The organism is Paracoccus limosus (assembly GCF_009711185.1).
GTDB lineage: Bacteria > Pseudomonadota > Alphaproteobacteria > Rhodobacterales > Rhodobacteraceae > Paracoccus > Paracoccus limosus.
The window spans coordinates 1-11,872 of sequence record NZ_WMIF01000028.1 but is presented as its reverse complement, the minus strand read 5'-3'; the positions used below and the strand labels follow the sequence as shown (position 1 = coordinate 11,872).

10 protein-coding genes are annotated in these 11,872 nt (G+C 63.7%); 8 read left to right on the top strand and 2 right to left on the bottom strand.

Going from position 1 to position 11,872, the window contains the following annotated elements; genetic code table 11:
- Nucleotides 1-23: 23 nt before the first annotated feature.
- Together GL279_RS15855 and GL279_RS15850 are read right to left on the bottom strand one after the other, a co-directional pair.
- A complete protein-coding gene (locus GL279_RS15855; RefSeq protein WP_155065591.1) occupies nt 24-974 on the bottom strand; it encodes a helix-turn-helix domain-containing protein in 951 nt (316 codons plus the stop codon).
- Nucleotides 934-2,175, bottom strand: a complete 1,242-nt coding sequence (locus tag GL279_RS15850; protein WP_155065590.1) for a hypothetical protein — start codon at nt 2,173-2,175, stop codon at nt 934-936. The genes GL279_RS15855 and GL279_RS15850 overlap by 41 nt, the downstream gene beginning before the upstream one ends.
- A gap of 337 nt (nt 2,176-2,512) precedes the next feature.
- On the opposite strand from GL279_RS15850, the gene GL279_RS15840 reads away from it, so the two are divergent.
- The 8 genes from GL279_RS15840 to GL279_RS15805 all read left to right on the top strand — a co-directional run bounded on the left by GL279_RS15840 (nt 2,513) and on the right by GL279_RS15805 (nt 11,786).
- On the top strand, nt 2,513-2,968 hold the full coding sequence (locus GL279_RS15840; protein ID WP_155065588.1) for a DUF2924 domain-containing protein: 456 nt from the start codon (nt 2,513-2,515) through the stop codon (nt 2,966-2,968).
- Nucleotides 2,965-4,290, top strand: a complete 1,326-nt coding sequence (locus tag GL279_RS15835) for a recombinase family protein (RefSeq protein WP_155065587.1) — start codon at nt 2,965-2,967, stop codon at nt 4,288-4,290. The genes GL279_RS15840 and GL279_RS15835 overlap by 4 nt, the downstream gene beginning before the upstream one ends.
- Nucleotides 4,287-4,676 (top strand): hypothetical protein, encoded by a 390-nt coding sequence (locus GL279_RS15830; protein ID WP_155065586.1) that lies wholly within the window; start codon nt 4,287-4,289, stop codon nt 4,674-4,676. Before GL279_RS15835 ends, GL279_RS15830 begins: the two co-directional genes overlap by 4 nt.
- A 121-nt stretch (nt 4,677-4,797) precedes the next feature.
- The gene (locus tag GL279_RS15825; RefSeq protein WP_155065585.1) at nt 4,798-6,510 is read left to right on the top strand and encodes a DUF262 domain-containing protein; all 1,713 of its coding nucleotides are present in this window, start codon (nt 4,798-4,800) and stop codon (nt 6,508-6,510) included.
- Between the two features lie 20 nt (nt 6,511-6,530).
- Nucleotides 6,531-8,903, top strand: a complete 2,373-nt coding sequence (hsdR, locus tag GL279_RS15820) for an EcoAI/FtnUII family type I restriction enzme subunit R (RefSeq protein ID WP_211371340.1) — start codon at nt 6,531-6,533, stop codon at nt 8,901-8,903.
- Between the two features lie 17 nt (nt 8,904-8,920).
- Nucleotides 8,921-10,486, top strand: coding sequence for a class I SAM-dependent DNA methyltransferase (locus tag GL279_RS15815; protein WP_211371339.1), 1,566 nt, complete (start codon nt 8,921-8,923; stop codon nt 10,484-10,486).
- A complete protein-coding gene (locus GL279_RS15810) occupies nt 10,486-11,640 on the top strand; it encodes a restriction endonuclease subunit S (RefSeq protein WP_155065584.1) in 1,155 nt (384 codons plus the stop codon). The genes GL279_RS15815 and GL279_RS15810 overlap by 1 nt, the downstream gene beginning before the upstream one ends.
- Nucleotides 11,637-11,786 (top strand): hypothetical protein, encoded by a 150-nt coding sequence (locus GL279_RS15805; protein ID WP_155065583.1) that lies wholly within the window; start codon nt 11,637-11,639, stop codon nt 11,784-11,786. The genes GL279_RS15810 and GL279_RS15805 overlap by 4 nt, the downstream gene beginning before the upstream one ends.
- Nucleotides 11,787-11,872 lie beyond the last annotated feature (86 nt).

Below are 11,872 nucleotides of genomic sequence, written 5' to 3'. Positions count from 1 at the left end.
GCGAGACGCTGCTGGTTACCTTTTCAACCGTCGACCACGATGTCTGATGCATGGACGCCGAGCCGGTAGCCCCGGTTGCGCACCGTTTCGATCAGGGCCTTGCTCTCGCCATCGGTGAACCCGGCAGCCTTGAAGGCATCCCGCAGCTCCCGGATCAGATCCTTGGCTTCGCGCGCCGTGGTGCCTTCGACATGAGACCCGGAGGCGACCTGATCGCGCGACAGCGCCTTCTCGAGCAGGCGTTCGAACACGGGGAAAATCTGACGCGACAGGATGACGGAACGACCTACCCAATGAACCTCGGCCGCCGCCCTCCGAACACGAAGCACGGGCGCCAGCGGGATCGGTGCCAGAGCCGCGATGTCGATTGTGCCGCCGAGGCCATTTGTGGCGGGCGTCAGCACCTCGAGGATTTCGACGAGATGAAAGCCCGCATCCTCGTGTCGCCGGGCAATCTCCGCTGGCAACTGCGGCGCGAGGATCGTGACGTCCGGGCCCTGCGCCGCTTGGCGCAACGATGGGGCAATGCCGTCGCCGGTCAGGGCTGCAGGCTCCAGCGCAAGAAACACTGCGCGCCCCGATGGCGTATCGCCGAGCCGCCAGATCTTCTCTGCCGCCAGCTTCGGGGCCGCGCCAAATCCCGCAGCCGCGCCGACCACGGATGCCAGCGCGTCAGCGCCGATGCGAAACACGCGCAAATCGTCCTTGGTGAGATCGATGTCCTGCCGACGGTTGAGCGGGCACTCAGCTTGAAATGCATCTCCGGCTTTCCGGATCGGCCGACAGGGGAGCCCGCACTCGCAGGCATCGCAGACGTCCCAATCGGCAAGCGGCGCCTGTTCGACGACGACACGTTTCGCCAACAGCCGGTCGAATACCGGACCGAAGAACGGCGCGGCAAGCTCGCCGGGCAGGATTGCGTCGTCGCCAGCCTCACTCAGCCGCGTCAACAACCTCAAAATCGTCTCGGTCATTCATCAGCCCGTTCCGTTCGATCAGTTTCATCACCCGCGCCTCATGCTGGGTGCGGCGGAACTGCACGACACCCGGTGGCCGCAGCTTGACCGTGACCTGCGGTTGGCGCTTGCCGTCGCCCTTGAACAGGATCCGGAACACGAGCTCGCCCAGCCGCCAGGCGCCGCCGAACGACACCGGTGTGCTGCCGAAATGCTGGAGCGCATCACCGCCGAGGTCCCGCGAGCGCAGCGTGCGCACCACCCGGGGATACCCCTTCTTGCCGGGTGCCATCAGGTCGGCCGCCGCCTCGATGATCAGCACCTTGTTGATCAGCGGATCGTAGGCGGCATCGAAGGCGAAGCTCGGTCCGGCCAGTTCGACCGGGCGCAGGGTATAGAGGTCCTGCGCATCGTCGCCGTCGAAGAAGCCGGGCCTGTCTAGGATGATCGAGGCGAAGAGTTCCGCGATCTCGGGCTGATGCGCCTTCCGGATGCGGGCCAGCCGCAACATGCCGGTGTTCTCGGAGTATCGCAGCACGGCGTGAGAAATCTGGCGCACGCTGATGACCCGTTCGACCTGGCCCTCGACGACCGGCATGGTCGAAACCATGGAGCCGTGGCTGACCACGAGGTTGATCTCGTCATCGTCGTCGTAGTCGCCGACCCGGCAGTAGTCCCCGAGAAAGGCGTCACGGAAGAGCGCGGCAACGGCCGTCCGGAATGCCTCGACCTTCTCCTCCGTCAGGTCGATCGCAACGCCACGTTCCCGCCCGGCATATTCATGCAGGCGGTCGGCGGTGAGCATCGCCATGTGGTCGGCGGCCGCATCGAACAGGTCGGGATGCTCCAGAAACACCCGGACGGCGATGTGCTTGGGATCATGCGCCTTGTTCGGCGTGTCCTCGTCGCCGGTCTTCATGTCGGGGAACAGATCGACGCCCTGACGGGCGGCTTGCGCCTGGATGATCTCGAGGCCGCGGGCATCGCCCAGTTCCGCGATGCGGTGCAGATCGCCGCGCAGCCCCTCGGGATAGCTGTCCTCGGCGCCGGTCAGCAGTTTCTCCAGCGCCTCGCGGGCGGCATCCTCCTCCTGGTCCAGCAGGTCGACGGAGAAGCCCTTGTACTTGCCCTCGTGCCGCGCCAGCAGCGGCTTCATCAGGGCGAGATCAATGGTCTTGATGAACCGGGGGTTCACGAACTTTTTCAAATTGCCGGCCACGACGAATCCCCTTTCCTGCAAAACCAGTGTTCTTGATACGTTCTTTCGCGTGATTCATCAACCTGCGCGGGATCGGCTGGGACGCTTTCTGGCATCGACGAGTAGAGGCCAGAGGAGACGACTGCTCCGAGGCCCGCATGAAACGCCCCAATCCCCTGCCTGCCGACCAGATGACCACAGCCGAGCGCCGAGCCGAACTGTGCGGCCTGCTGGCTCTCGGGCTTGTTCGGTTGCAGATGCGGGATGGTGCCGAAGTATCTGACGAAACTGGAGATAGTTGCCTACACTATCCGCCCGACCAATGCCGTCATGCAACTCCAACGCACCGGAGAAATGCATGAACAAGCCCGATCCCATCCCCGCGCGCCTGGCCGCGCTCAAGACCACGCCGACGCCTGACCTGAAACAGCAGTGGCGCGATCTGTTCGACTGCGAACCGCCACCCTTCAATCGCCGCTACCTCGAAAGCCGGCTGGCCTATCGCATCCAAGAACTCGCCTATGGCGGGCTGAAGCCGGAGACGATCCGGCGCCTTGAGCGTCTGGGCGAGGAACTGGACGGCGGCGACCGGAAGAAGCGCGGCATCCGCGCCGACCGCGACCGCCCGATCACCGGCACGCGGCTGCTGCGCGAATGGCAGGGCGTCGAGCAGATCGTCACCGTCACCGCCGACGGCTTCGAGTGGCAGGGACGGCCCTACAAGTCGCTCTCGGCCATCGCCCGCGCCATCACCGGCACGCGCTGGAACGGCTGGGTCTTCTTCGGCCTCAAGAACCACAGGGGGCGAACATGACGAAGGCGCCGGAAAAATCAAAGGTCGTCTGCAAGCTGCGCTGCGCGGTCTACACCCGCAAATCCTCCGAGGAAGGGCTGGAACAGGAGTTCAACAGCCTCCACGCGCAGCGAGAGGCCTGTGAGGCGTACATCGCCAGCCAGCGGTCCGAGGGCTGGGTGCTGGTTCGCGATCAGTATGACGACGGCGGCATTTCGGGCGGCACGCTGGAACGCCCCGGACTGAAGCGGCTGCTCGAGGATATCGAGGACGGGCTGGTCGACGTGGTCGTGGTCTACAAGATCGACCGCCTCAGCCGCTCGTTGGCCGACTTCGCCAAGCTTGTCGAGGTGTTCGACCGGAACGGCGTGACGTTCGTCTCGGTGACGCAGTCGTTCAATACGACAACCTCGATGGGGCGGTTGACGCTGAACATCCTGCTCTCGTTCGCCCAGTTCGAGCGGGAGGTCACCGCCGAGCGCATCCGCGACAAGGTCGCTGCCAGCCGCAAGAAGGGAATGTGGATGGGCGGTGTGCCGCCCTTCGGCTACCGCGTCGAGAACAGGAAGCTGCTGGTCGACGAGGACACCGCCGAGCATGTCCGCTGGATCTTCGCCCGGTTCCTCGAGATCGGATCCTGCACGGAACTGGCGCGAGAAGTCGGCGCACGCGGCATCCAAACCCCGCGCGGGAACAGGATCGACAAGAAGTACATCTATCGGATGCTCAGCAATCGCGCCTACATTGGCGAGGCGGTCCACAAGGGCGACAGCTATCCCGGTGAGCATGACGCGATCATCGAGCGCGAGATGTGGGACAAGGTTCACGCCATCCTGCAGGAGAGCCCGCGCAAGCGCGCCGCGCGCACCCGCGCCGACACGCCCGCGCTGCTGAAGGGGCTGCTGTTCGGGCCCGATGGCGCGGCGTTCTCGCCGACGCACACGCGCAAGGGCGACAGGCTTTACCGCTACTATGTCAGCCAGACCGTGCTGAAGCATGGCGCCGGGTCGTGCCCCGTCGGCCGCGTGCCCGCAGGCGAGATCGAAGCGGCCGTCATCGACCAACTGCGCGCCGTGTTCCGCCAGCCCGAGATCGTTGCAGGGACGTGTAGGGCAGCGCGCGCCCATGCCGACGATATCACCGAATCCGACGCCCGCGCGGCCCTGCAGCAGCTCGATCCACTGTGGGACGAACTATTCCCCGCCGAGCAGGCGCGCATCGTGGCGCTGCTGGTTGAGCGCGTGGACATCGGCACGGACGGGCTCAACGTGCGCCTCCGTGTGGATGGGCTCGGCGGCCTCGCACGCGAGATGCTGGCCGGAAACATGGGAGCGGCCGCATGATCCGAGGGGCTCCGATCCCCGAGACGGTGACGCTCCATGTCCCGTTCATTATCGTGAAGCGCGGCGGGCGTAAGGAGATGCAGATGCCGGACGGTGCCGTACAACCGCGCCGGACAGACGGCACGCTCGTCAAGGCGCTGGCGCGCGCCTTCCGCTGGAAGCGCATGCTGGAGTCGGGCGAGTTCACGTCGATTTCCGAACTGGCCGAGCGTGAGGGGATCACAGTTTCCTATCTCACCCGCTTGCTCAGGATGACGCTGCTTGCACCCGACCTTGTCGGGGCGATCCTCGATGGGCGGCAGGGGCTGGAGGTGACGCTCGCCCGGCTGATGGAACCGTTCCCGGCAGAGTGGGCAGATCAGCCTCTGGCATTTGCAAGGACATAGCGCCATCCGGCTTGCGTCAGGTGAAGTTCGCGGCTTAGTCTGCCGCAGTAAAAGGCGGCAATGTCAGCTCGATATCGGGGCGCTCGGCAAGGTCGCCGCCGTCCGATAGTAGAGAGCGACAATGGAAGCGGCCGAGCGCACGATCAGCCAGATTTTGACCGAACAGATTCGTTACGAAATCCCCGCGTACCAACGCCCATATTCATGGGAGAAGGGTAACGTAGAGCAATTGCTCGACGATATCTGGGAAGCCTACGAAGCCAACGATGAAGAGTATTTCATTGGGTCGCTCATCACCATCGAGCGCGAAAAGGGCCGCCTCTACGACGTTGTCGACGGTCAGCAGCGACTGACCACGCTGAACCTCATTTTTTCCCGACTCCGGGACGCGGTCGATGAACCCGCAAAATCCGAACTTGGACGTCGTGTCTTGCCACGCAATGCCCTGACGGGGGAGGAGGAAACTCCGCGGCTGACGTTGCGCCAACGCGACCAGAGCTTCTTCCGGCGTCATGTTCTTGCCGGCCAGGCCATCCCGGATGCGATCCGCAAGGAGATCGTCAAGGATCAGGATGCGCCAAAGCAGCGGATTGTCGAAAACCTCGAAGCCATCGACGCCTTCATCGGTCAGCACGACCAGAAGACGCTGAAGCTCTTTGCCAATTTCCTGCTCAGCAAGGTCTATGTGGTCTTCGTGACCACGGCATCCTGGCAATCCGCGTATCGTCTCTTTAACGTGTTGAACGCACGCGGCATGGCGTTGTCGAACGCCGACCTGATCAAGAACATGCTTTTCGCCCGCCTCGGCGGCAATTCGACACGAAGCGGCGAGCTGGACGAGGCGTGGCTTGAGCTGGAAGAGCAGATCGGGATCGAGCGCCTGGATCAGTTCATGGCGCATCACCGCAGTTCCATCGTCGCCACCAAGGCCCGCAAGGCGCTCCACGAGGAGTTCGAGCCGCTGGTCGAAGCCGCAGCGAGCCCGTTCTCGCTTCTGGGGGAGCTGAACACCTCTGCCCGGAACTACCTGCGCATCCTGCGAAATGATTTCGAGACACCCGCCGCACGCCGCGCCGTCAGGTCATTGCAGCGCGTGGCATTCGAGGAATGGATTCCGCCGCTGCTTGCCTTTCTCAACCGGCCGGAGCCTGCGCTGATCGCGAACGAGAACCCGGCGCCTGCCTTGACCGAGGACGAGTTCATCGACCTGCTCGAGCGGATCACCTATCAGAACTGGATCAGGCGCCTTGCGTTCACAGCACGCCTTACTGTGTATTTCCAGCTGATAACGGCAATCCGGGCCGGCAAGTCGGCCGACGACATCCGGGCAATTTTCCTCAGCAACGCGAACGATGACGAGTTCCGCTCGCTGATTGACGGGGAGGTCTATGGTCGGCCTTTCGCTCAGGCGGTTCTGCTGCGCCTCGAGGAGGCGGACCAGGATGAATCGGTCACCAAGGATTTCGGCGGCAAGATCACCATCGAGCACGTCCTGCCGCAGGCGCTGAAGGATGATTACTGGCGCGAACGTTTCACCGATGACGATCATCGCCTTTGGCTGCATCGCCTTGGCAATTTGGCGCTGCTGGCCGGGATCAAGAATTACAAGGCAAAGTTCTATTCGTTCGATCGCAAGAAGGAAGTCTTCTCCAGGAAGAACGACAAGGTCTCGTTCGACACCACCAAGCCAATCCTGGCGGCAGACGAATGGACGAAGGATCAGCTGGCCTCGCGCCAGATCGACCTTGTCGGCCGCGCCGTAAGAGTCTGGTCGTTGGCCTCTCCGGCCGCCTCCGCCACCACTGGCCAGCCCCTTGTGGCTGAATCGGCATAGGTGGGTTTCGGGGTGCACCGGTGAACGAGGCCGATACCTGCCGCAAACTTGTCGTCCCGAAGCTGCAGGAAGCAGGCTGGGACGACCGGCCGCATGCCATCAATGAGCAGCGGACGTTCACGGATGGCCGGATCGTCTTCGTCGGCGGCCGGGCCCGCAGGGGCAAGCAGAAGCGCGCGGACTATGTTCTGCGCTACAACCCCGACTTCCCGATTGCCGTGGTAGAGGCCAAGGCCAGATACCGCCATGCCGCAGATGGCTTGCAGCAGGCCAAGGATTATGCCGAGATTCTTGGGCTCAAATTTGCCTACGCCACCAATGGCGCCGAGATTGTGGAATTCGACTACACGACCGGTATCGAGCGTATGCTGGACGCGTTCCCGAGCCCGGATGAGCTGTGGGCGCGCCAGCGCGCGGCAGAGGGACTAAACGACCCGCTCACAGCCGAGCGGTTGCTGACCCCGAGCTTTCCGGATCGCGCGAAGCCGTTGCGGTACTATCAGGAAATCGCGGTCAATCGTGCCGTCCAGGCAGTGCTGCAGGGGCGGAAACGGATCCTGCTCACGCTCTGCACCGGGGCAGGCAAGACTGCCGTCGCCTTCCAGATCAGCTGGAAGCTGTGGTCGGCGCGCTGGAACGGCAAGGGCGTGAACCGCACACCAAAAGTTCTGTTCCTGGCCGACCGCAATGTCCTCGTCGACGATCCGATGGCCAAGGATTTCAGCCCCTTCGGCGACGCGCGCCACAAGATCGCCGGTGGCATCGCGGTTAAGAGCCGCGACATGTATTTCGCGATCTACCAGTCGATTGCGCGCGACGAGAACCGGCCCGGACTGTATCGGGAATATCCTCGCGACTTCTTCGACCTGATCATCGTGGATGAATGCCACCGCGGCAGCGCGCGCGACGACAGCAATTGGCGCGAGATCCTCGAATGGTTCGAGCCGGCCACCCAGATCGGCATGACCGCGACGCCCCGGCGCGAGGAGAATGTCGATACCTACACCTATTTCGGCGATCCCCTCTACGAATACAGCCTGGCGCAGGGGATCGCGGATGGCTTCCTTGCGCCTTACCGCGTGCATCGGGTGATCACGGACTATGACGCCGCAGGCTGGCGGCCAAGCCGGGGCGAGTTGGACCGATACGGCCGAGAAGTCCCCGACAATGAATACCAGACCCGTGACTTCGAGCGCGTCGTCGCCTTGCGCGCCCGGACCCGCGCCATCGCCCGCCATCTCGCCGACTTCATGGCCGAGACCGACCGTATGGCCAAGACCATCGTATTCTGCGTGGATCAGGAGCACGCGCTGGAGATGCGTCAGGCGCTGGCGGAACTGAATGCCGACCTCGTGCGCGACAACCCGGACTATGTCTGCCGCGTCACCGCCGACGAAGGCGACATCGGCCGGGGTCACCTCTCCAAGTTCCAGGATGTGGAGACCGACACCCCGGTCATCCTGACCACATCGCAGCTGCTGACAACCGGCGTCGATGCGCCTACCTGCAAGAATGTGGTTCTGGCGCGCACCGTGGGCTCGATGCCCGAGTTCAAGCAGATCATCGGCCGCGGCACCCGGCTGCGCCCGGACTACGGCAAGCTTGCCTTCAACATCATCGACTATACTGGCACGGCGACGCGCATGTTCGCCGACCCCGCCTTCGATGGCGAGCCGGTCCGCGAGGCCGAATCCGTCATCAACGAAGACGGCGAAACCATCGAGGAACACGAGGCTGAGGATGTGGCGCCCGAGCCGGGCGACATCCCCGAGGGACCAGAGCCGCCTCTGGGCGACCCCGAGCCGGAACCGGAACCGGGGCCGCGGAAGTTTTATGTCGATGGCGGCGAGGTCTCTGTCGTCCGTCATCTCGTCTATGAACTCGATGCCGAGGGCAAGAAGCTCGCCTGCCGCCAGCTGACCGACTACACCGGCGACAAGGTCCGCACCCTCTATCCCAATGCTTCCGAGCTGCGCTCCGACTGGCTCGACCCTGAGCGCCGTGCCGAAATCGTCGAGCAACTCGAGGAAAAGGGCATCGACCTCGACACCCTGGCCGAGGCCGTGGGCAAGCCCGAGGCCGATCCTTTCGACCTCCTGTGTCATCTGGCCTACAACACCCCTCTGCGCACAAGACGCGAGCGAGCCGACCGCCTGCTGCGCGAACAGGACGCCTTCCTAGCCCGTTTCGGCCCGGATGCCCGCAAGGTTCTCGACGCTGTTCTTGAAAAATACGCCGAACATGGCAGCGCGCAGTTCAAGCTGCCCGATATTCTCGAAGTCCCGCCTTTCAATGAATGGGGCAACGTCATAGAAATCGCCAGACGCTTCGGCGGGGGAAAGGAGCTTCGCAGCGCCGTCACCGAGCTACAGCGACTGCTCTATATCGCCTGACCTGAAGGAATGCCCAAATGGCCAAACCCGCCCGCAAGAAGGCTGCGCCCAAGCAACTGACGACCGCCCAGCGTCTCGACAGCATCATCAAATCCGCCCGCAAGATCATGCGCAAGGACAAGGGGCTGAACGGCGATCTTGATCGCCTGCCGATGCTGACCTGGATCATGTTCCTGAAGTTTCTCGACGACATGGAGCGGATCGAGGAGGAACGCGCCGAACTGGCCGGCAAGGATTACCGCCCGATCATCGAAGCCCCGTATCGCTGGCGCGACTGGGCAGCCGAGGTGGACGGTATCACCGGCCCGGAGCTGCTGTCCTTCCTGACCGCAGAGAAGGCCGAGCGCCCTGATGGAACCAAAGGCGTCGGCCTTTTTGCCTATCTGCGGGCTTTGCGCGGTGACAATGGCCGGCGCGAACGCCGCGACGTCATCGCCACCGTCTTTCAGGGTTTCACCAACCGCATGGAAAGCGGCTATCTGCTGCGCGACGTGGTGAACCTGATCGACGGCATCCATTTCGATTCCTCCGAGGAGGTTCACACCCTCGGCCGCCTCTACGAAACGCTTTTGCGCGAGATGCGCGACGCCGCCGGCGACTCGGGCGAGTTCTACACCCCGCGCCCGGTCGTGCGCTTCATGGTCGAGGTCACCGACCCGCAGCTTGGCGAAACCATCCTCGATCCGGCCTGCGGCACCGCCGGTTTCCTGACCGAATCCTTCCTGCACTTAGAAAAGCAGGCCGACACCGTCGAGAAACGCCGCATCCTGCAAGAGGCCAGCATTCTCGGCGGCGAGGCCAAATCGCTGCCCTTCCTGCTGGCGCAGCTGAACCTGCTGCTGCACGGGTTGCACGCGCCCCGGATCGACGCCGGAAACGCGCTGCGCTTTCGCCTGAACGAGATCGGCGAGGCCGAGCGGGTGAACATCATCCTCACCAACCCGCCCTTCGGCGGCGAGGAAGAGGCGGGGATCCTGAACAACTTCCCCGAGGACCGGCGCACGGCCGAAACCGCGCTGCTGTTCCTGCAACTGATCATGCGGCGCTTGAAGCGCGCCGGGCGCGGGCGGGCGGCGGTCGTCGTCCCGCACGGCACGCTGTTCGGCGATGGCATCTCGGCCCGGATCAAGGCCGACCTGCTGGAAAAGTTCAACCTGCACACGGTGGTTCGCCTGCGCGAAGGCGTATTCGCGCCCTACACCGACATCCCGGCAAACCTGATCTTCTTCGACACCAGCGGACCGACGAAGGACATCTGGTATTATGAGATGCCGCTGCCCGAGGGTCGCAAGAAATATTCCAAGACCGCGCCCATGGCCTATGAGGAGTTCGCGGACTGCCTCGCATGGTGGAAGAATCGCGAGGAAAATGAGCGCGCCTGGAAGGTTTCCGCCGCTGGCCTGATCCAGCGCGACGCCGACCGCCGGGTCATCGCCTGCAATCTCGATTTGAAGAACCCTCATGCGCTTGAGGCCGAGGATCACCGCAAGCCGGATGAAATCGTCGAGGCCATCACCGCCCGCGAGCGCGAGATCATGGCGATCATGGACGAGATTCGCGCGGAACTCGCGGGGGGCACGTGATGGGCTGGCCCTTGGTGCGGCTGGGGGAGGTCGCCGCGCAATATTCCGAATACGTCACCGAGCTAGAGCCACGTCCCTACAAGAAGTTGTCGGTCAAGCTTTATGGTCGCGGAGTCGTGCCAGACAAGCCCGCAGACGGTGCAGAAGTCCGCATGACGCGGCATCAGATCGCTAAAGCTGGTCAGGTGATCGTTTCAGAGATCTGGGCTAAGAAAGGGGCGCTCGGTGTCGTCCCGTCCGAAGGTGACGGGGCGCTTTGCACCAGCCATTTTTTTCTGTTCGACCTCGACCCGTCACAGATTTCTGTCGAGTGGTTCCGTTATCTGTCGATTGCGAACTATTTCGAACCGGAGCTCGGTGCCGCCGCTCGCGGAACCACGGGATACGCATCGGTCCGGCCGAAACGCTTCCTTGATGTCCAGATCCCCCTCCCACCTCTCGCCGAACAGCAACGCATCGTAGCGCGGCTGGATCGGGTGGCGGGGCTGGTCGCGGCGCGGGAGCGCGCCACAGCCGCGATGGAGGCCGACATGCAGGCGATGCTGGCCAAGGCCTTCGCCCGCTGCATCGAGGATGCCCCCCGCCGCCCCATGGCCGAGGTCGCCCCCCTGATCCGCCGCCCGGTTGAGATCGAACCGGATACGGACTATACCGAGATCGGCGTGCGCAGCTTCTACAACGGTATTTTCCATCGCCGCACGATGCCCGGCTCCGAGTTCAGTTGGCAGGATCTTTTCTGGATCAAGGAAGGCGATCTGGTGTTCAGCAATCTCATGGCGTGGGAAAAAGCCATCGCGGTTGCCGAAGCCCATGATGAGGGCACGGTCGGCAATCACAGGATGCTGACATGCGAAGCGAATCCGGAATTGGCCACGCCGGGCTTTCTGCTCGCCTATTTCCGCACACCCGAAGGGTTTTCCAGCGTGGTTGGCAACTCTCCCGGCACGATTGCCCGCAACAAGACGCTGTCCTCGAAGAAACTGCCCGCCATCGAGGTCCCCGTGCCGCCGCTGGAAACCCAACGCCGGTTCGACCGCCTTCAGGCCAAGGCCCGCCGCATCCGCACCATCCGCGCCGCCTCGGCCTTGGACGCCGACGCCCTGATCCCCGCGCTTCTGCATCAGGTCTTCGGCGCCGGGGACAGGGCCGCATGACCGGCGGCGGTGACCAGCCCGATCTGCTGTCTGACCTGACCGATCTGGACTTCGCCCGCCTGCTGCTGGCCGAGATGCACGACGACCTGCACGGCAAGGTCGCGCGTGTTGAACGGCTTGCAATAAGGACCCCGCTTCTGGGGTGATCGGCGTCCAAAAGGGACCCCACCGACCGGGGGTTGGGTCCATTGTGCCTTCGATGATTATCGGAGGCCGAGCACGGGATGCTGAT